We start from the raw sequence: 19,652 nt of genomic DNA on the forward strand, positions 1-19,652 counted from the left end.
TGACAAAGATTGTTGTGATTAACGTTCCAAAGTCTATGCTAGTCATGGGGGAAGTCTGAGTTGAAAAGCTGGTAACTTTCATCTTCTTACTTCTCCCGCCTTTTTTCCTAATTCACATTAGGCGTGATTTATTAAGTAAAGATTATTATTTATCAGCTAACCGGAATATTTAAAAGTATTGAAACAAAGTTTTGTAATTTATTGGGTACTGATAAGGGCGATAGCACACTTCAGCATTGCCAGTTTATAGGAGTCAGCAGTTATGTCTTCCTTTTCAAAAAAAATCATAGCTCGTAACTTGATTCACCGTTTGCCATTGCGATCGCTCTTGATTGTTCCATTTGTCCTGCAAATCTTTGCAGCGGTTGGGTTGACGGGGTATATTTCCTTACGGAATGGGCAGAAGGCAGTCAATGATGTTTCTGTTAAGAGAGTCAACAGATTGATTTCAATCTGCCAACTGGAAGGCAGTTTGTGCAAGTTTCAGCGATTCGAGACGGACGAGGCATTGATTGGTTGAGCATAGTTGTCGTGCCGGAATCGGACTTTATGGCACAAATTAATGCCAATACGCGCAACACGATTTTGCTCTGCTTGGGTGCGTTGGGTTTGGCAACCATTATAAGTATCTATACCTCCCGTTGGATTACCCATCCCATCCTCAAATTACAGCAAGCGAGTGAAGCGATCGCCACTGGGAAACTTGATCGCACTGTAGAAGTGAAAGGCATCAATGAATTAGAAGCATTGGCGCGATCGTTTAATCAAATGGCGGCCCCAATACTACTCGGTTAAGCATTTTGAACTCAGAATTTAGTTTGGGGAAAAGGTTAAAGGGTAAGGGTTAAAGGTTTTTTCTTTCCCTTTTCCCCTTCCCCTTAACCGACAAGTATTGATGGCGGCACAACTCAAAACCTCCTTCACCGAACTCGAAGAACGCGTTGCCGAACGCACGGTTGAACTTCAGCAGGCGAAAGAAGTAGTCGACAGTGCAAACCATGCCAAGAGTGAATTCTTGGCTAACATGAGCCATGAGCTACGTACACCGCTCAACGGCATTCTCGGCTTTGCCCAAATCTTAAATCGCTTCAAATCTCTACCCGATAAAGAACGTCATGGGGTGAATATTATTCATCAGTGCGGCTCTCATCTTCTGACACTGATTAACGACATCTTAGACCTATCCAAAATCGAAGCCCGCAAACTCGAACTCATCCCCAAAGCCATCCACTTTCCCGCCTTCTTGCAAGGAATTGTGGAAATTTGTCGCGTCCGGGCTGACCAAATTCAAGTTGCAATTGCGGATAATGGTATTGGGATGAGCGAACAAGTCAAAGAAAAAATATTTGACCATTTATTTACTACTAAAGCTGTTGGTCAAGGAACTGGCTTAGGGTTAGCGATCGCTTATCAAATCATCACAGAAAAACATAAAGGGTTGCTTTCTATAAATTCTACACCCGGTAAGGGAACTGAATTTTTAATTACCATACCGATTCTGGCTGAGATTCGGGGTTAAAGCAGAGCAAAGGTATACCTACATCTGTCACAGAAGGGTAACTCCCAAGTATTTCTTGATACAGAAAATCCCCTTTTGGGGTGTGAAGACAAAATCTAAAATTGACTAATTATTGTCATCTTGTAGCTTTTCTGGCAATTTGCGATCGCTCTGGGGTTGATTATCAGTTGGTGAATTTTGCTTTTCTAATGTTGGTACTACTACGGCAGAAGGATCTGACTGTTTGGATTGTGTTGGTGGTGCTGCTGGTATAACCACAGAATTTGGTGGAATTATCGGTTGAGGGGAAGCAGAATTCTGATTAGAAGCGGGTGAGTTATTTTGTGGCAATGGCGCAGGGGAAGCACTACGAGATGACCGGATCGCCCGTAGTTTTTCCACTAGCGAGGGTGTGGGGGAAACGCTAGGTGAAGATGGAGATTGCTGCAAATCGCCCCGTTGTGATTCTCCTATAGGACTGCTAGGAGTTTCTTCGGGGGAAGAACGGCGATTACGTCGGCGCTGCTTGGAATTAGAAAGAGGTGCTGATTCTGTTCTTGAGGGGGTGTTAGTCTCTTCACCATTTTCTAAGCTAGGTACTTTCGCGGCTGGTTGTTGAGTAGGCTGTTCAAAAAGCGGCTTTGTGGTTGGCTGCGGCTGAGATTTGGGTAAAATGCTAGTGATGCCAAAACCTGCTGTAGCAGCAACTAAGGCTACACCTACACCCATGAGTATTTGAGATGATCCCGGTTTTTTTGCCAGTGGATTTTCTTTAGCAATGCTTTGGTTGGGCTGTGCTAACACAGATGGCTTATGAAGGCGATTTTGGCCAGTTTTTCCAAGTAAAGTTGCAGCTTGTTGGGCAGATAAATTAACAGTTGGGACTGCATAAGTTGCTAAGGCTTCCGGTGTCATCAGTCCCTCATTTCCAGGTAGGAGTTGTAACCACTCAGCAACTGTCGCTGGTCGAAAACGAGACTCCACCGCCATACCGCGCATTATTGCCTGATTGACAGCAGCACTCAAGTGTGGTTGCAATTCGCGGGGGGAAGGCATTTGTTCGCGATCGCGCAATAATGCTGGCATAGGCACTTGTGCTGTCAACAGTGCATACAAAGTTGCGGCTAAACCATAAACATCAGTGGCGGGTGTGCGCGGCGCTTGCGTCAAATATTGCTCAATTGGAGAATAACCTTCAGAAACCAGACCAGTGTGAGTCTGTCTGACATTGCCATTAAATTCCCTGGCAATGCCAAAATCAATTAGTACTACTTCTTGTGTTCCTTGACGAAGAATAATATTATCTGGTTTAACATCTCGGTGCAGCAAACCATTGTTATGTACTACCTGTAAAGCTGCTCCAATTTGCCGAATGTAATGAATTGCTGTGGCTTCAGGCAAAGTTATTCCTGGTAATACAAATGCGTCTCCCAAGGTTTCGCCACGAATGTATTCCATTACCATGTAAGGCAGTCCAGCTTCCACAAAAAAGTCACTGACTCGGACTATATTTGGATGAATACAGGTAGCTAATCGTCTGGCTTCATCTTGGAATTGGCGCTCAAATTTCGCAAAATCAGGATGTTGTCGCAGCCGTTCATTGATGGTTTTCATCACCACCTCCTGGCCCAAGTAGTGATGGGTAGCTTTAAATGTAATACCAAAGCCACCCCGCCCTATTTCTTGAATTAGGGTATATTTTCCATCTTGCAAAATTGTGCCTGCTAACATAAAGAGTCCTGAATCCTGAGTGAGCAGATAAATAGCGAGTCCTGAGTCTTGAGGAATTTCTAAAAATTTTCCCGTATTTTATATGAGGCAGGGTTTATTACCTGTCTATTCTACGGGATGATTTAGTTGTCGGAACTCCCTAAGCGAGAAAACCTCCCCACCTCACAAAAGTTTTATCTTTTTCAGATGATAACGCGGGAGTCAAGAAATTCTGAAGCAGGAAAAAGACTTAAGCTATCTGCTACATCCGTAATGTTAAGGAGAAAATACGATTCGACGCGCTAGTTGCTACAACATAGTTTCTTAATTGACGCTTTAATTTCGTCTTAATTCAGCACAAGCTGAAACACTCAAAGCACTCTCCCAGCCAGCTATTCACCGCTACCTTGACTACTTTGAGCTAGATTCACCCAACAGTAGAGGATTTACACTCGTACTGATTCCCAGCCCAATCTCTAGAAGCACAACTCAAAGCTGGGCGTAGTTTCAGTGAAGAAGAAGTTAAAAAACTAGCAAAAGCCATTCTATAAATTCTCAAATATCTACATGGTCGTCAAACGCCCATAATTCAGCGTGATATCAAACCAAGCAATATTCTATTAACAAATAGCTCTGGTTGAGTGATTCGCTAGGCTTACCAATTACTAAAGAGTAAATCACAAACTAAATTCTGCTGCGCCATCTTCATCCACATTTGAATCCTTACCCATAGCAGTAGGTTTAAATTTAGAGCCATGAATTAATTCACCGAATGCAATTCCTGAATTTTGATGAAGAATATTCAGCACACTCATAAAATCTCGCACAATTTCTCCTGGTGTCAGTAATGCTTCTGCACCCAAGCGATTAATAATTTCTTGCACAAACTCTTTCAACTCACGATTTGTCAAAGTCTGTTCATAACCAAAATTAAGTGCATGAATCTCAGCTAAACGTTGCAGAAGGGTTAAGATTTCTACTTCACTCAAAGGATTTAACCGAATTACTGGCCCTGAATTTTCTTGAACATTAGCTTGGGCAACAAAACGACTTTCTTTTGTGCGTCTTTGCCAAGCTTGGTCTGCAAAAAGTCCGCGTTTAGGGTCTTCTAAAAATTTAGTTGTTCCACCAACAACAATTCCAAGATGTTCTGCTTTACATTGCATGGTGTCGTTAAACATTGCCAGGAGTCGATTATAATTCTTTTCTCGCGTTACCGTAGTAGATATTTGATATAAATGTACGGCTTCATCAACTAAAATTAACAGTCCTTTATAACCAATCTCAGCGACAAACTTCGCAAACAATTTTATATAGTCATACCAACTATCATCATCAATAATAACGCGCACTCCTAAAGCTGCTTTCGCCTCAACTTTAGTAGTAAACTCTCCCCGCAACCAGCGCATTGCCGCATTTTTTAAATTATCATCATCCATTCGGTAGCCACGCCAATAAGCAATAATTACGCTACCAAAATCGAAACCATGAACTAAGTCTTCAATATATTGAACTACTTCCCTAATTTTTGATTCAACTTGGTCATCAAAACCATCGTCATTGGGACGCATTTCAGTTTCTTTAACCACTTCTTGTTGAATTTTATTAATCCATCCTTCTAAAATCGAGACTAAAGCACCACCATCAGGACGAGTTTTTGTAGCTAGGTGGCTCATTAATTCTCGATATGTGGCTACACCTTCATTATTGCTCCCAGCTAATCGGCGTTCAGTAGATAAATCAGCATCCGCTACTACAAAACCTTGCTCCATAGCGCGGTTACGAAGTAGTTGCAGTAAAAAACTTTTTCCGGAACCGTAGTTACCAATTATGAAGCGAAATGCTGCTACACCTTCTGCAATATCATCAAGATTTTGTAATAGGCTTTTTAGTTCTTTTTCTCGACCTACTGCGATATATTCAACTCCTACTCTTGGCACTACCCCCGCACCAAGGGAATTGATTAAACCAGTGGAGATTTTTTTCGAGATTTTGAGCTTTGCCATGTATTACACTTCTTTTTATTCTAAACGCATAAGCACGCAGTAAATAGGTAAGGTACATATTCACCTTACTACTAACTTGACGACAGCAATAATATTTTAATTTGTCGACGCATGTCTAGCCATGAGACTTTCATGCGTTGCGATCATTTTTTTGACATGGGTAATATGCTCATGATAAACTTCTGGAATTTCCGAATCTGAGTTAATTATTAATTCCCCAATAGTATCATTTGCCCGTTCATTTATAGAATCGATTAAAAGATTCGGCATAGTGATATTTGCTTCGGCAATTTTTTTAATAGCAGCCTTGGGATTATCTTGCTCAACTATAGCTTTTAATACTTGTAATTCGTATCCTAGGAGATTTTCTAAAAAATTAGTCCATTCTTCAGGTATATTTTCTGATGTCTCAATTTCTGAATTATTTATGACTGCTGTAGTTTCCATTATTTCAGAAAAGGGAAACAATTCAGTATCATCTTCTTGGAAATTATCAACTAAAGGTTCTTGATTAAATGTTTCTAGTTGTTGGAGTAATTCCCATACTTGATTTTGCAATGAATCTCGTTCTTCTTGCAATAATGCAATTTGCCCTTGCAACTGCTGTAATTCGACTTTGTGTTCTGCTAGTTGGGTTTGTGAAGAATGTAGGATAGCTTGAATATTTTCTCTTTCGGTTTTTGTCGCTACAAGCAACTGATTTTTTTGGGTTGTCTCAACTTCTAATTCTTGAATTGCAATTCGCAGTTCGTATAGTTTTTCTTCTAATTGGGGTTTGAGTCTGCCTAAAAGAGTTAAATTACTTTCAACTTCTTGTTTCTCTTGTTGGAGTTCTGAAATTTGGCTTTGCAATTGCGTGATTTCAGCACGAGATACATTACAATTTGACTCTAGACGACGCTTTTCTGCTGTAAGTATAGAAAAAGCATTGTTCAATTCTGTTTGATTTTTCTGCAAGTTATTAATTTCAGTTTGCAGGATATTTATTTCAGTTTCTAGCTGTTTTTTTTGTCCGGTAAATGTTCTTAACTCTCGATGTAAACTATCTCTTTGGTTACGGCTTTCTGCAACTTGATTTTGGAGTTGCTGTGACTCTGCATATAATAAATTATGATGTTCTTCGATTTGATTGATTTCTCTGACAACACGAGCTTTTAGCCCCTCCATTTCTTTAATTCGTTTGCGGAGAGAACCTAAAACAAACATTTCATAATTTCTTCGCCGCTTATCTACAAATAATGCTGTTGCATAGATAGTAGCGGCAGTAATTAAACCTGTGAGAAAAGCTTTATTAAAATCCCAGCTTGGGACGAGACTAAGACCAAAACTCACACTAAAGGCAACTATTCCTAGTATAAATCGATTGCTGATCGTTACTGATTGCATATTGCTCGTTTTTAGCGTAGTGAAATTATCAGAATAAGTAAGTTTCATACTAATTCGTAATAGTCGCCATTGGCGTAGCATCTCGTAGAGAAGGCGAGAAGCAAGCTACGTAATTCGTAATTACATTGGTGGACACCAAAATGTAATTACAAATTAGAATACACAGGTGATTCTGTTTGGTTAAATAAGGCATTTTTCCAAAGTTTTGTATCATAGTATTTCTGAAATATCTAGTTTTAGTTACTGGCGCATCATATTGTTATGTAACTAACCAAAAAATTTAATCATCAATAAATTAATTTTAATCCGAAGTATTAGATGTATGGTTATTTGCATAAAGAAGTCTTAAATCTGCTTTTAAAAAATCAACAAATTGCCGTGCTGTGCGTCCAGAACGACCGTTGTGGCGAGTTGCCCACTGTAATGCTTGAAACTCTAAATCTTCTTGGGTAATATTAATTTCAGCTTGTGCTGCTAGATGTTGTACTATCTTCAAATAAGTTTTCTGATCGGCTGGTTCAAAGGTCAAGGTTAAACCAAAGCGATCGCTAAACGAAAGCTTCTCCTGCATCGTATCCCAAGCATGGACTTCCTCATTATCCTTGGGGGTAGGTCTATCCACAAAGAACTCTCGAATCAGATGGCGACGATTGGAAGTAGCATACACAACTACATTTTGCGGGCGCGCGGTTAAATTACCTTCTAAAACTACCTTGAGCGCTTTAAAGGCATCATCATCTTCTTCAAAGGAAAGATCGTCGACAAAAATAATAAATTTTTGTGACACTCCTCGTAAATGTTCCACAATTTCTGGTAAGTCTTTTAAATCAGATTTTGTCACTTCCAATAAGCGGAGACTACGCTCGCTATATTCATTTAACAAAGCTTTCACTAAAGAAGATTTGCCAGAACCACGACTACCGTAAAGTAATACATGGAGTGCCATCTCTCCTGATAATAAAAACTCTGTATTTTTTAACAAAGCATCTCTTTGAGACTCGTAACCTACAAGCGCACTCAACTTAACCGGATCAGAATATCGGATACCGATAAATTGCCCAGCTTGCCAACGTAAAGCGCGATATTCTGCAAATAAACCAGAGCCACATTGCCGATAATAAGCTGCCAACTCTTCTACAGCATCACCCCAATTGTCTAAGTCTTGTAAATATGTAGCGAACTTTGTCTCTACTCCTACGAATTCTTGCTCTTTATACCACACTACTGGCGAAATCGGCATGTGAGCTACGCTTTGTATCCACTCACTCAAAGAGGCGCTGCTACATTCATAGAGACTTTGTAATATTTGTAAATCGTGCTGTGCTGCTGCTACTAAAGCTGGGGGCAATTCTTCAAATTCTTTCACTTGGGCCAGTTTTGTAAAAGGATTATTAGAGAAGAGAAGTTGAGTAATTAAATAGTCTTCCCAGTTTTGATTTTTAGCAGCTAAAGCGTGGAAGTAACGACCGTAGGCTTGGAGACAACCCCGTGCATCAGAGTCAGTGTAACGTATAGCTTGCAACAGTTCCAGAAATGCTATCCCCACTTCGCCTTGAAGAACAGACTGGTACAGTAAAAGTGAGGCCGCTTGACGCTGGAGATATTGGACTTTTGTATATGAAGTAGTACTTGTTATTGGCATCGCTTGATTATCCATCAATCAACTGTGTGGTATAGCTATTTAGCTATGGTAAATTGTCTGCTGACCTTGGTAGTAAAGTCAAAATCTACAGATGTATTAACAATGAATTTAAGTATAATTGCTGCTTTCGCCTACGGCATCTTAGCGATCGCTGGTGGCATTATTGGCTATATTCAAGCTAGAAGTAAGGTTTCACTGTTAAGTGGTAGTATTAGCGGTCTATTACTAATACTCGCTGCTTACTTTCAACTCCAAGGGCAAACCTGGGGTTCGATTTTAGCAGTGTTAGTTACTGGTATTTTAGTAGTGGTCTTTGCAGTTCGGCTGGCTAAAACACGCAAGTTTATGCCGGCGGGATTAATGACGATTTTGGGGATGGTGGCATTGGCGGTGATGGTGAATCAAATAGTGGCTTTAAAGTAGCATCAGTCTCAATACTTTTCGGTTAAGGGGGAAAGGGGAAAGGGAAAGGGTTTGAATTTACTTCTTCCCCAAGCCCAGTAACCTTTCCCCAGATCAGAAGAGAGATTGTTAGGTTTATCCGAAAAGTATTGACATCAGTCTATAAGCAATAACCACCTTCCTGTTTTTATATCCAAGGGTATGCATTAACAAGGCAAGCCGACGCATTCACAATGCAAGCCAACGCATTCACAATGCAAGCCGACGCATTTACAATGCAAGCTAATGAATTCACAATGCAAGCCGATGCACTAACAAAGCAAGCTGACGCATTCACAATGCACGGTATTGCCAAATTTAATTCGCTACGAATTAATGAAATGCTGTAGTTAGCGCAAAATCTGGTCAATCATCCGGTTCGCCTGGGAAGCATAACTTCCCCCGAATAAATTGAAGTGATTCAAAATGTGATACAGGTTATAAAGTGTTTTTCTCTGCTCATAGCCTGCATCTAAAGGAAAAACTTCGTTATAACCTTTGTAAAAAGCTGCGGGGAACCCACCAAATAATTCTGTCATGGCAATATCAACTTCGCGATCGCCAAAATAAGTTGCTGGATCAAAAATCACGGGTTCTCCTGACGCAGTACACCCGGCATTTCCGCCCCATAAATCGCCATGTACTAAAGAAGGTTGTACTTGGTGCGCCAATAGTTCAGGGATAGCTGCTAGTAATTTTTCTGAAGAGGGGAAGTTTCCTTCCCGTCGCCTTGCCAACTGAAATTGATAACCAAGGCGATGTTTAATATAAAATTCTGTCCAGTCTGCTGTCCAAGTATTGATTTGGGGCGTTGAACCAATGGTATTGTTAATTTTCCAACCAAACCCTTGGCTACTGCTAGCTTGATGCATCGCCGCCAACTTGCGCCCCATCTCTTGCCAAGTATTGCTGTTACCATTACCAAGTTCTAACCATTCCAGCACAATGTAGCTAGAGTTCTCAGCTACACCCCAGCAAATAGGTTTTGGGATGCGAATACTAGCTGTTGCTAGCATTTCCTTTAAACCCAATGCCTCAGCCTCAAACATCGCAACTTGGGATGCAAGGTTGAGCTTGACGAAGTAGGTAATCTCATCATTAGAAACAGCATAACCTTGGTTGATACATCCGCCACCAACCGATCGCCGTTGCTGACTTTGAAATTTTTCGCCAGTCACCTGGCTGATATGGGTGTCGATTTGAGTCCACATGATTGAATTGGGGATTGGGGATGAGGGAGCAGGGGACAAGGAGCAGGGGGAAAATTCCTCTTCCAACCTCCTGCCTTCTGCCCCCTGCCTTCTGCCTTCTTCACTTTACGGCTTAACGACAACTACACCATAAGCATCTGGGGAAAGATACTCTTTGGCTGCTTGCATTAAGTCAGTTGCATCTTGACTTTGAATATAGTCTGGGTAGTTAAAGGCGGGTTCTAAATCTCCCACCAAGGAATGATAGTAACCATACAACCCAGTGCGATCGCTTGGTGTCTCATTGCCAAAAATAAATCTGTTCGCTACTCGCCGCCGTACACGGGCAATTTCTGACTCTGTGACTAACTCGGTTTGGACTTTGCGAATGTGTTGAGCGATCGCATCCTCTACTTCAGCTAAATTTTCTACTGCACATTTAGCTGAAATATAAAATGTTCCTTGCAGTTGATTGCTCATGTTGCTCACAGAAATTGAAGAAACTAATCCCCGTTCTTCTCGTAAATCCCTCACCAATCTCGATGTCCGTCCGTGTCCCAAAACTCCAGCTAAAACATCCAATCCATAGGTGCGATCTAACTGCGCCATTCCTGGAACCCGCCAAACCATCACTAGCCTGCCTTGCTGGAGACTTTCATCTGTAAATTCTCGACGGACAATTTCTGTAAATGGTGACTCAGGATTTAGTGAGGAGTGGGGGGTGGGGAGTGGGGAGTGCTGAGTTTTATCAGCTTTTGTAAATCCTTCAGCAACGATCGCAATTAATTCTTCCACAGGCAAATTGCCCACAGCTACAGCAGTAATTGACTGGGGTTGATACCAATTATGATGAAAATCCCGCATCTGTTGGGGTTTAAGTTCAGCAATTACCGATTCTGGCCCCAATACCGCACGACGATAAGGTAGCTCAGTATATGCTGTCTCCATTGCCCGGCGAAATGTCCGCCGTTGGGGATTATCCTCTGAACGTCTAATTTCTTCTAAAACTACTAATCGCTCACGTTCAAAAGCATCATCAGGAATACTAGCATTTGATACTACATCTATTTGTAGTGGAGCAAGGTGGGCAAAATCTTTGGGGGCAGTAGTTATATAGTAATGAGTATAGTCTTGGCTGGTAGCGGCATTGGTGACAGCACCCCGTTCTTCAATTCGACGTTCAAACTCGCCGCTAGCCAGTCGTTCTGTTCCTTTAAAAATCATGTGTTCTAAAAAGTGAGCCATACCGTTAATGGCATCAGATTCGACGGCTGAACCAACTTTAATCCATAAGTTGAGGTTTACAGCTTCAACTGGCATCTGCTCCGCTATGATTGTCAAACCATTGGGTAAGTGATGCAGGGTTGGGCTATGAAGACGAGTAAATTTCCGCAGGGTTGAAGTCATTGCTACTTGTGTGAGGAGCTATCTTACTTCTTTATCTTATCCGCGACGCAAAATCTATATAAAAAGACCTTTCTCTAGTTGTACTACGCAAAATCTGTCCCTCACCGAGTCGGAGAGGGACAGACTTTAACTTTAGTTCAAGATAGGGAAAGGTTCTGCGAACTAACGAGAGTAAGGATTATTGAAGGTTTCCCAAGCTGCCATAGCCGCTTTTCGCAGGCGAAAATTGAAGTCCACTAAGTCTTTCATCAATAAATACCAGTTTCTCTCAACTTCATCCTGAATTATCGCCCAAGAGTCCTCTAAGCGATCGCGTTGCATCAGTTTTCTGCCTTCAACCAATTCCCGTGCTTGTCGCACAGCTTTCAAATAAGTTTCACGTGTGAGAGTACCTGCTGAATCAGCCTCAGCTTGAGCGCGTCTTTTTAGTGCCTCAATCAGCGCTTTGGTTTCGCGCTTGACTTCATCACTTTCGTTAGCCATTTCGGTTTCTACTAGTTCGTCGGTTTGAGAACTAATTTCTACAATTACTATGGATTCTGTAGATTCAATGACTGTGCTTTCAAAGGATTCGATGTTGTTAGCATTCATAGTTAAAACATCCTGAAATTGCAAAGTTTAGTCTTGGATGAAAACTACATCAAATGACAAATCAATAAGCTTTCGTTGGCAGTTGTTGCTCTAATTTCAATAATGCTGCAACTCGTGCTTCTGTAGCAGGGTGACTGGAAAATAAGTTACCCATAAACTGTCCAGAGATAGAATTGATAATTAATAACGGTTCAAAAGCTGGATTGGCATTTAAAGGGATCTGTTTTGCTGAGGCTTCTAAGCGTTGTAATGCCCTAGCTAATGCACGGGGATTACCAGTTAATCTAGCAGAACCTGCATCAGCAGAGAATTCTCGTGTGCGCGAAATTGCTAGCTGAATAATTGTTGCAGCTAATGGCGCAAGCATTACTGTTAACAAAACTCCCAAAGGATTTGCACCTCTGTTGTCATCTCGTGAACCACCGCCAAACCATAAGCTATAACTCACCATTTGCGCTAGGAATGAGATCGCACCAGCAACGGTAGCAGCAACAGCTTGTGTCAGGGTGTCACGATTAATAATGTGGGTGAGTTCGTGAGCGATAACACCTTCGAGTTCATCGTCTGGCAATATATTCAAAATGCCTTCGGTGACAGCCACAGCAGCGTGTTCGGGATCGCGCCCTGTGGCAAAGGCGTTAGCACCTTGACTTGGGACAATGTAAACTCTAGGCATGGGAATATTAGCGCGATCGCTTAATCTCTGCACCATCCGATAAAGTCCTGGTGCTTCTCCTTCACTCACAGGCTGGGCCTGATATACTGCCAGAGCAATCTTATCTGATTGATACCAGGAAAATAGATTTGTTGCTGCTGCCAAGCCAATTCCAATTATTAAGCCACTACTACCGCCAATTACCCAGTAACTAATTGCGATCAAAAGACCACTTAATGCAGCTAGTAAAGCAGCCGTTTTCACTTGATTTCCCATATTTTCGCTCTCCTACTAATGCTGTATAAATTTTCTAGAAAACAGCATTACTTAAGCCATACTTTGATTGTATCCAGCTAAACTTAGATATATGGTACAGAAAACCTATCAGATAAGTACGGTTTTCCTACTTAACTTTTATAAAAAATAATTTAGTTTTTTTTGATACTTCTTCTTTTGGTAATAAAATTTATTTCTATAGATAATAAAAAGACATCTATCTGTAGAAGTAAATTGTTTGTTCAGGCAGAAATTAAGGAGTTATAGTATGAAACAGCTATATCAATTTGAACCGTTTACTAAATCATCGCTTCCAATTCTTCCAAAGCTTGAAAACTTCCTACTTGCCAACTGCGTTCCACGGCAGCAGGAATAATTTGAGTAATAGCTATATCTTCAAAATTAGGACTGGTATTAGATTTTATGTATGTCCCATCTCTGAGCAAATAAATAGAAAGGTTTCCACTGTCGTAAACCCATAATTCTGGGACTCCAATGGCTTCATAAGCATCAAGAGTAGTTTTCGATGTGACATCAGTTTCAATCGCTAAATCTGGCGGCGGATCATCAGGTTGTAAGCGGCGATGACCAATCATTTGTTGATAATTCTGAATATAAAAGCAAGCATCAGGTTCAACTCCTGCCACACCTTGCCGTTTAAATGTGGTGGAACCAAAAGGTTGGTATCTGATATCTTTAGCCTTTAGTAATATTTTGACAATATCAGAAATTAAATCTTTGGGAATTTCATGTTCTGGTAAAGGAGCCATAATTTCTAAAGTACCCTGGCTGTAGGCAATTCGCGTAGTTCTTTTTTGTCCCAATTCTTCTAAAATAGATTCAAATTCTTGCCAGCTAACATCAGGAATAGTCACTGCGCTACCAGGTGCTAACTGCATCCGGCTAACAGCTTTGAAAACGGGGATAGCAGCAGTCATGTCGCTTCGCTCCAATTCAAAATTGAAAATTCAAAATTGAAAATTCAAAATCTATTAGGTTGCGGTGGATAATCCAGCCCACCGTAACCTTTAGACTAATAGGATGAGTTTAACAAAAGCGATCGCTCTACACCTTAAACTTCTCGGTAATCCGCTTCATCGCCTCTTCGACATTCTCCCGGCTGTTAAACGCCGAAATGCGGAAGTAACCTTCACCCGCAGCACCAAAGCCAGAACCGGGTGTCCCCACAACGTTGACGGTTTGCAGCAACTTATCAAAGAATTCCCAACTGGATAAACCATTAGGAGTTTTCACCCAAACATAAGGTGCATTCACGCCACCATAAACTGACAATCCGGCGGCTGTGAGTTTCTCGCGGATAATTTTGGCGTTTTCTAGATAGAAACTAACCAATCCTTTGATTTGTGCTTGCCCTTCTTCAGAGTAAACCGCTTCGGCTCCCCGTTGAACAATGTAAGAAACACCATTAAATTTAGTAGACTGGCGGCGATTCCAGAGTTTCCATAGTTCTACATCGGAACCATCGGCGGCTTTTCCGGTGAGTGTCTTCGGTACAACGGTTAAGGCGCAACGAGTTCCTGTAAAGCCTGCATTCTTGGAAAAAGAACGGAATTCGATCGCAACTTCTCTTGCACCTTCTATTTCATAAATTGAGTGCGGAATCGATGGATCGGTAATATAAGCTTCGTAGGCTGCATCAAAGAAAATAATCGAGCCATTAGCTTTGGCATAGTCCACCCATGCCTTTAAATATTCCTTAGTAGCAGTTGCGCCAGTGGGGTTATTGGGAAAGCAGAGATAAATTAAATCGACTTTCTTTGAGGGAATCTCTGCGATAAAGTTGTTATGAGCCGTAATTGGTAGATAAACTAAGCCTTCAAACTCGCCTTTATCGTTGGCATCTCCCGTATTACCCACCATAACGTTGGTGTCTACATACACAGGGTAAACAGGGTCAGTAACAGCAATTATATTGTCATGACCAAAGATTTCCAGAATATTGCCCGTGTCGCACTTGGAACCATCGGAGATAAAGATTTCGGAAGCATCTATATCGGCTCCCCGTGCTTGGAAATCTTGAGTAGCAATTTTCTCCCGTAACCAAGCGTAGCCTTGCTCTGGCCCGTAGCCTTTGAAGGTACTGCGATCGCCCATTTCTTCCACAGCTTTAATCATAGCTGTGCGGCAAGCCTCCGGTAGAGGTTCGGTAACATCACCAATGCCCAGCCGGATAATTTTAGCATCAGGATTTGCTTCTGCAAAGGCATTCACTCGCCGAGCAATTTCTGGAAACAGATAACCTGCTTTCAGTTTCAGGTAGTTGTCGTTAATAGTTGCCATTATGTAGATATGAAAAAACGCCCTCAAATAGCTTACTGCTAATTTATGAGGGCGGGGAGTGGGGATGAGGGAGGAGGGGAGGCAGGGGAGCAGAGGGGCAGGGGAGACAAGGGGGAATTATTGAACAAGTCTCTCCCTTGTTTACCTTGTCTCTTCTCCATGCCCCATGCCCAATGCCCAACTAGACATTTACTGGTTGTTTATTATCGGCTGAATAACTGTTGTGATCGCTAATTACAAATTCCGTGATGGTTTCTTTTCCTGTAATCAATCTTGCTCCGCGATTACGGGTGAAATAGCTCCATGCCCACTGAATCATTACTACTAATTTGTTGTTAAATTCAATTAAGAAGTAGATGTGAATAAATAGCCAAAACAACCATGCAACGAAACCTTTCAGCTTGGTAAAGCCCAAATCTACCACAGCAGAATTGTGCCCAATCATTGCTAAACTACCATGATCGGTATAAGCAAAGGGTGGCAAATTTTTACCTGCAAGCCTCTGTTGAACTAATGCTGCTACATATTCACCTTCTTGCTTCGCTACAGGTGCAACACCAGGTAGGGGTTTACCATTTTGATGAGAAAAATTTGCCAAGTCGCCAACTACAAAAATATTGGGATGTCCCTTAATACTCAAGTCAGGTTCAACGATAATCCGTCCAGCGCGATCGCACTCAGCACCTGTGCGTTCTGCTAGCACTTTTCCCATTGCTGAAGCTTTTACACCTGCTGCCCATAATACCGTTTTTGAGGCAATTTCTTTAACTTCATCGCCTTGTTTGAGGGTAACAGTATCATTTTCAATATTCGTTACCAGTGTTTTTGTCTGGACAACCACCCCCAAGCGTGTCAAGGATGCTTCCGCTTCTTGTGATAACTCTGGTGCAAAAGGTGGCAGAATCCGATCCAGCCCTTCTAATAGCAAAATCTTGGCTTCTGAGGTGTCGATGTTGCGGAAATCTTCTTTGAGGGTTTGATTTGCCAATTCTGCGATCGCACCTGCTAACTCTACACCAGTTGGGCCACCACCTACAATTACAAAGGTTAACCAGGCACGGCGTTTTTCTGGATCGGTTTCTTTTTCTGCCGCTTCAAAGGCTGAAAAAATCCGGCTACGCATTTCTATGGCATCTTCTACAGTTTTCAAGCCTGGGGCGAATTCTTCCCAGTTATCTTTGCCAAAGTAGGAATGCTTCGCACCTGTGGCAACAATCAACGTATCGTAAGCTATTGCTTCGTCGCCCACAGTCACTTGTTTTGCTTCTGGATCGATATTATTCACCTCTCCCAGCAGCACTTTCGTATTCTTACTCTTGCTGAGGACAGAACGCAACGGTGAGGAAATATCAGCAGGAGATAGCGCACCTGTGGCGACTTGATATAAGAGGGGTTGAAATAGATGAAAGTTACGTTTATCGATGAGAGTAACGTTTACTGCCGCTTTGGCGAGTGTTTTTGCTGCATAAAGTCCACCAAAACCACCGCCAACTATTACTACTTTATGGGGTGGATTATTGTCAAGTGAATTTACCATAAGAAATATTATCGTGTATGCCGACTATTGTAACTATTCTTAACAGATTTGTATCAAAATTGTCATCATATATTTTGTATTGCTCTTTACATTTGAAGAATGATTAAAGCAATCAAAACTACAGGATAAATAGAACTTTTAAAGATATAGGGTTAGACAATAAGATTTGGAAATATTTAACATACTCTTTGCTTATATAAATTTATCAACGGTAGATGTAGGATTTATGCAAATTCATTCAGAACGAGTTGATTCTGGTAAATGATTTCGCCGCCAACGACTAAAACCATAGACAAGAGCAGCAAAAATTAACAAATAGGGACTGTAAACAATTAACCAAATACCCAGCTTGAGTAAGCCAACGGAAAATGTACTCAAAGAATGGGTAGAGTTATTCCAAGTCTCCTGTACTTGCAAACCAAAGGCAGGTTGTGGACTGGTGCTAGAAACTGCTGCTTCCAGGTTCAGCGTAATCGTGGAATATGCAACTTGATTTTGTAGGCTTTTCAGTTGGGCATTAATTTGTTCTATCGTTTCTCTGACATTACTCAATTGTTGGGCAACACTAAGCACATCTGTAATAGAACCCGCCCGATCCATAATTTTTTGGAAATTAGCTTCAGTTTTCTGCAAATTAGTTAATCTAGCTTGGAAATCCACGAGGCGATCACCGACATCTTCCGCAGTAATATTACGACTCTCTACAGTGCCTAATTTAGCTAGTTCTTCCAGGGTAGGTTCTAGCCGATTCTCTGGTATCCGCAATTGGATTGTTGCTGTGTAACGCGGGTTGTCACTTTTGGGTTGTTGTTGGTTCAACCCGATTAAATCCCCTTGCTGTTTATTGATAATTTGCGAAACAGCATCAATAGTGCGATCTACAGAATTGACAGTCAAAGAAATTGCTGCCTTTTTAATGAGTTGGGGACGAGAACGGTTTATTGGTGAAGCTTCCGCCTTTTGGGAAATCCTGCTTTCGCTAGCTGGTGCAGATGCTGGATTTGCCGCGCTATCAGCTGCAACTCCAGGTAACTGCTTATTTGCTAACTGATGGGAAGAGGCGCAACTGGTGAAAATCACCCCTCCTAATAACGAACTGATAAATAAAGCAGATGTGCGCGGCAATTTAGTCGAAGCGTACATAATCTATCCCCAGATGGATGAAGTTAAACCCAGTATTGCTGGAATAAAACTTAAAACCTGTATTGTTGCGATTTATGTAACAGGTTTGTCATTAGTCATTTGTCATTTTTCCTCTGCTCATCTCCCCTCGGTCCAAAGAGATAAATTGAATTATTTATAGTTAATCTGGGTTACTCAATTTGAGGTACAATCGTAAGCCTGCCAATAAATGACGATGCTTGCTGACAGGAGATGCTTCTATGGCCCGGATGTACTATGACGAAGATGCCAATTTAGACCTTTTGGCTGGAAAAACTATTGCTATCATCGGCTATGGTTCTCAAGGTCATGCCCACGCTCTCAATCTCAAAGATAGTGGTTTGAATGTGATTGTGGGACTATATCCGGGTAGTAAGTCAGTAGCAAAAGCTGAAGCTGCTGGGTTAACTGTGAAGAATGTCGCAGATGCTGCCAACGCTGCCGACTTTATCATGATTTTGTTACCTGATGAAGTCCAAAAAACGATTTACAAAAACGAGATTGAACCAAATTTAGAAGCGGGGAATGTGTTAGCCTTTGCCCACGGTTTCAATATTCACTTTGGGCAAGTTGTACCACCAGCGAATGTTGATGTAGTGATGGTAGCGCCCAAAGGGCCGGGGCATTTGGTACGGCGGACTTATGAACAGGGTGAAGGTGTACCAGCGCTGTTTGCAGTTTATCAAGATGCTAGTGGTCAGGCACGCGATCGCGCCATGTCTTATGCTAAAGGTATCGGTGGCACTCGCGCTGGTGTTCTCGAAACCACTTTCCGCGAAGAAACCGAAACCGATTTATTTGGTGAACAGGCAGTATTGTGCGGTGGTTTGAGTGCTTTAATCAAAGCCGGATTTGAAACTTTGGTAGAAGCTGGTTATCAACCAGAATTGGCTTATTTTGAATGTCTGCATGAAGTCAAACTGATTGTTGACTTGGTTGTAGAAGGTGGTTTAGCCAAAATGCGCGACAGCATCTCTAACACTGCTGAATATGGCGATTATACTCGTGGACCAAGGATTGTTACCGAACAAACTAAAGCTGAAATGCAAAAAATTCTCAGCGAAATTCAATCTGGGCAATTTGCACGAGAATTCGTTCTCGAAAACCAATCTGGTAAACCAGGATTTACCGCCATGCGTCGCAAAGAATCTGAACACAAAATTGAGGAAGTTGGTAAAGATTTACGCGCTATGTTTAGCTGGTTGAAAAAAGCTTAAGCAAAACAAGGATCTGAATGTAGAGACGTTACATTACAACGTCTCTACAATGATTTTGAAATTACGCAAAATTATTTTTTATACCGCTATAGATGTTATTTAAAATGCGTAGATATGTGCATTTTAAATAACATCATTTGCTTTAGGATTTGAGATAATCTGCAATGTACGCTCCATAACGATCGCGCAACATTTGTTCGCGGAATTTGAATCCTAATGTTTTTCCTCGACAGGATAGAGATTTGCACAAGCACCGCGAGACAGCTATTGATTCATATTCAGTGGTTTCGTAATCCCAGGTAATTTCCTCACCTACTTCGATATCGCCCAAAGCAACGAAGTCATATCCCCCAAACTGATTGTTGCTTACACCAGTATTTGGATCGCAAGAATGATTAATTACGACAGCAGGCTCATCTAGGTTGACATACAAATTAAAATCCATCTGAAAGGAATAAATTGTTCGTTGGGGAACTTCTTCAGTTGGGATACCTACCACAACCGTTTCCCCTTTGGCAAATTTTTTCGTAGCAAATACTCCTCTTCCTTTTGCTGTTTCCTGAATCGTGACATGAAAATTGAGCTTTACAGCTGAAATTGACTCTATTGTATTCATAGATAAAGACCCACTATG

The 19,652-nt window shown here is 41.5% G+C and carries 17 protein-coding genes and 2 pseudogenes; 6 read left to right on the forward strand and 13 right to left on the reverse strand.

What is annotated here, in order from left to right; all coding sequences use genetic code 11:
- Positions 1–262: 262 nt before the first annotated feature.
- Together IQ274_RS31155 and IQ274_RS38165 are read left to right on the forward strand one after the other, a co-directional pair.
- On the forward strand, positions 263–520 hold the full coding sequence (locus tag IQ274_RS31155) for a hypothetical protein (RefSeq protein ID WP_194144554.1): 258 nt from the start codon (positions 263–265) through the stop codon (positions 518–520).
- Positions 433–1,480: pseudogene (locus tag IQ274_RS38165) on the forward strand (histidine kinase dimerization/phospho-acceptor domain-containing protein); the annotation flags it as partial. The gene IQ274_RS31155 and the pseudogene IQ274_RS38165, both read left to right, overlap by 88 nt.
- A 144-nt stretch (positions 1,481–1,624) precedes the next feature.
- Here the strand turns inward: IQ274_RS38165 and IQ274_RS31170 are convergent.
- Positions 1,625–3,229: a serine/threonine protein kinase gene (locus IQ274_RS31170; RefSeq protein WP_194144556.1), complete on the reverse strand. Its 1,605-nt coding sequence runs from the start codon at positions 3,227–3,229 to the stop codon at positions 1,625–1,627.
- A gap of 334 nt (positions 3,230–3,563) precedes the next feature.
- On the opposite strand from IQ274_RS31170, the pseudogene IQ274_RS36940 reads away from it, so the two are divergent.
- A pseudogene (locus tag IQ274_RS36940) lies at positions 3,564–3,846 on the forward strand (protein kinase domain-containing protein); the annotation flags it as partial.
- A gap of 39 nt (positions 3,847–3,885) precedes the next feature.
- Here the strand turns inward: IQ274_RS36940 and IQ274_RS31175 are convergent.
- The 3 genes from IQ274_RS31175 to IQ274_RS31185 form a co-directional block, all read right to left on the reverse strand.
- Positions 3,886–5,214 (reverse strand): ATP-binding protein, encoded by a 1,329-nt coding sequence (locus IQ274_RS31175; RefSeq protein WP_163932295.1) that lies wholly within the window; start codon positions 5,212–5,214, stop codon positions 3,886–3,888.
- A 96-nt stretch (positions 5,215–5,310) separates the two neighbouring features.
- Entirely contained in the window at positions 5,311–6,600 is a 1,290-nt protein-coding gene (locus IQ274_RS31180; protein ID WP_194144557.1) for a tellurite resistance TerB C-terminal domain-containing protein, read from the reverse strand.
- Positions 6,601–6,901: 301 nt separating this feature from the next.
- Positions 6,902–8,257: an ATP-binding protein gene (locus IQ274_RS31185; RefSeq protein WP_194144558.1), complete on the reverse strand. Its 1,356-nt coding sequence runs from the start codon at positions 8,255–8,257 to the stop codon at positions 6,902–6,904.
- Positions 8,258–8,344: 87 nt separating this feature from the next.
- On the opposite strand from IQ274_RS31185, the gene IQ274_RS31190 reads away from it, so the two are divergent.
- Both IQ274_RS31190 and IQ274_RS31195 read left to right on the forward strand, forming a co-directional pair.
- Positions 8,345–8,665 (forward strand): TMEM14 family protein, encoded by a 321-nt coding sequence (locus IQ274_RS31190; RefSeq protein WP_175586824.1) that lies wholly within the window; start codon positions 8,345–8,347, stop codon positions 8,663–8,665.
- 212 nt (positions 8,666–8,877) lie between these two features.
- Positions 8,878–9,033: a hypothetical protein gene (locus IQ274_RS31195; protein ID WP_228058489.1), complete on the forward strand. Its 156-nt coding sequence runs from the start codon at positions 8,878–8,880 to the stop codon at positions 9,031–9,033.
- On the opposite strand, the gene IQ274_RS31200 is transcribed toward IQ274_RS31195, so the two are convergent.
- The 8 genes from IQ274_RS31200 to IQ274_RS31235 all read right to left on the reverse strand — a co-directional run bounded on the left by IQ274_RS31200 (position 9,034) and on the right by IQ274_RS31235 (position 17,783).
- Positions 9,034–9,894: a fructosamine kinase family protein gene (locus tag IQ274_RS31200; RefSeq protein WP_194144559.1), complete on the reverse strand. Its 861-nt coding sequence runs from the start codon at positions 9,892–9,894 to the stop codon at positions 9,034–9,036. It lies immediately after the preceding gene.
- Positions 9,895–9,999: 105 nt separating this feature from the next.
- Positions 10,000–11,280 (reverse strand): M16 family metallopeptidase, encoded by a 1,281-nt coding sequence (locus IQ274_RS31205; RefSeq protein ID WP_194144560.1) that lies wholly within the window; start codon positions 11,278–11,280, stop codon positions 10,000–10,002.
- A gap of 162 nt (positions 11,281–11,442) precedes the next feature.
- Positions 11,443–11,871, reverse strand: a complete 429-nt coding sequence (locus IQ274_RS31210) for a hypothetical protein (protein WP_194144561.1) — start codon at positions 11,869–11,871, stop codon at positions 11,443–11,445.
- A gap of 61 nt (positions 11,872–11,932) precedes the next feature.
- Positions 11,933–12,802, reverse strand: a complete 870-nt coding sequence (locus IQ274_RS31215; protein WP_194144562.1) for a zinc metalloprotease HtpX — start codon at positions 12,800–12,802, stop codon at positions 11,933–11,935.
- Between the two features lie 299 nt (positions 12,803–13,101).
- Positions 13,102–13,740: a Uma2 family endonuclease gene (locus tag IQ274_RS31220; RefSeq protein ID WP_194144563.1), complete on the reverse strand. Its 639-nt coding sequence runs from the start codon at positions 13,738–13,740 to the stop codon at positions 13,102–13,104.
- Positions 13,741–13,867: 127 nt separating this feature from the next.
- Positions 13,868–15,103 carry an LL-diaminopimelate aminotransferase gene (locus IQ274_RS31225; protein ID WP_194144564.1) on the reverse strand — a complete coding sequence of 412 codons (1,236 nt, stop codon included), beginning with the start codon at positions 15,101–15,103 and terminating at the stop codon, positions 13,868–13,870.
- 181 nt (positions 15,104–15,284) lie between these two features.
- Positions 15,285–16,640, reverse strand: a complete 1,356-nt coding sequence (locus IQ274_RS31230) for an NAD(P)/FAD-dependent oxidoreductase (protein WP_194144565.1) — start codon at positions 16,638–16,640, stop codon at positions 15,285–15,287.
- Between the two features lie 234 nt (positions 16,641–16,874).
- Positions 16,875–17,783 carry a DUF4349 domain-containing protein gene (locus IQ274_RS31235; RefSeq protein WP_194144566.1) on the reverse strand — a complete coding sequence of 303 codons (909 nt, stop codon included), beginning with the start codon at positions 17,781–17,783 and terminating at the stop codon, positions 16,875–16,877.
- A gap of 239 nt (positions 17,784–18,022) precedes the next feature.
- Here IQ274_RS31235 and ilvC point away from each other — a divergent pair, with 239 nt between their 5' ends.
- Complete coding sequence (gene ilvC, locus IQ274_RS31240; RefSeq protein WP_194144567.1) at positions 18,023–19,018, forward strand: ketol-acid reductoisomerase; 996 nt, start codon at positions 18,023–18,025, stop codon at positions 19,016–19,018.
- Between the two features lie 142 nt (positions 19,019–19,160).
- Here ilvC and IQ274_RS31245 read toward each other — a convergent pair whose 3' ends face one another.
- Entirely contained in the window at positions 19,161–19,634 is a 474-nt protein-coding gene (locus IQ274_RS31245; RefSeq protein ID WP_194144568.1) for an SET domain-containing protein, read from the reverse strand.
- Between the last annotated feature and the right edge of the window lie 18 nt (positions 19,635–19,652).

It is taken from the genome of Nostoc sp. LEGE 12447, from assembly GCF_015206985.1.
Taxonomy (GTDB): domain Bacteria; phylum Cyanobacteriota; class Cyanobacteriia; order Cyanobacteriales; family Nostocaceae; genus Nostoc.

Bases quoted from the DNA above. Each gene is read 5' to 3' on its own strand.
- IQ274_RS31200 (WP_194144559.1), bottom strand. From the start codon at position 9,894: ATGTGGACTCAAATCGACACCCATATCAGCCAGGTGACTGGCGAAAAA.
- IQ274_RS31245 (WP_194144568.1), bottom strand. From the start codon at position 19,634: ATGAATACAATAGAGTCAATTTCAGCTGTAAAGCTCAATTTTCATGTC.
- IQ274_RS31155 (WP_194144554.1), top strand. From the start codon at position 263: ATGTCTTCCTTTTCAAAAAAAATCATAGCTCGTAACTTGATTCACCGT.
- IQ274_RS31170 (WP_194144556.1), bottom strand. From the start codon at position 3,229: ATGTTAGCAGGCACAATTTTGCAAGATGGAAAATATACCCTAATTCAA.
- ilvC (WP_194144567.1), top strand. From the start codon at position 18,023: ATGGCCCGGATGTACTATGACGAAGATGCCAATTTAGACCTTTTGGCT.
- IQ274_RS31225 (WP_194144564.1), bottom strand. From the start codon at position 15,103: ATGGCAACTATTAACGACAACTACCTGAAACTGAAAGCAGGTTATCTG.
- IQ274_RS31185 (WP_194144558.1), bottom strand. From the start codon at position 8,257: ATGGATAATCAAGCGATGCCAATAACAAGTACTACTTCATATACAAAA.
- IQ274_RS31175 (WP_163932295.1), bottom strand. From the start codon at position 5,214: ATGGCAAAGCTCAAAATCTCGAAAAAAATCTCCACTGGTTTAATCAAT.
- IQ274_RS31210 (WP_194144561.1), bottom strand. From the start codon at position 11,871: ATGAATGCTAACAACATCGAATCCTTTGAAAGCACAGTCATTGAATCT.
- IQ274_RS31230 (WP_194144565.1), bottom strand. From the start codon at position 16,640: ATGGTAAATTCACTTGACAATAATCCACCCCATAAAGTAGTAATAGTT.
- IQ274_RS31220 (WP_194144563.1), bottom strand. From the start codon at position 13,740: ATGACTGCTGCTATCCCCGTTTTCAAAGCTGTTAGCCGGATGCAGTTA.
- IQ274_RS31195 (WP_228058489.1), top strand. From the start codon at position 8,878: ATGCAAGCCAACGCATTCACAATGCAAGCCGACGCATTTACAATGCAA.
- IQ274_RS31235 (WP_194144566.1), bottom strand. From the start codon at position 17,783: ATGTACGCTTCGACTAAATTGCCGCGCACATCTGCTTTATTTATCAGT.
- IQ274_RS31180 (WP_194144557.1), bottom strand. From the start codon at position 6,600: ATGCAATCAGTAACGATCAGCAATCGATTTATACTAGGAATAGTTGCC.
- IQ274_RS31190 (WP_175586824.1), top strand. From the start codon at position 8,345: ATGAATTTAAGTATAATTGCTGCTTTCGCCTACGGCATCTTAGCGATC.
- IQ274_RS31215 (WP_194144562.1), bottom strand. From the start codon at position 12,802: ATGGGAAATCAAGTGAAAACGGCTGCTTTACTAGCTGCATTAAGTGGT.
- IQ274_RS31205 (WP_194144560.1), bottom strand. From the start codon at position 11,280: ATGACTTCAACCCTGCGGAAATTTACTCGTCTTCATAGCCCAACCCTG.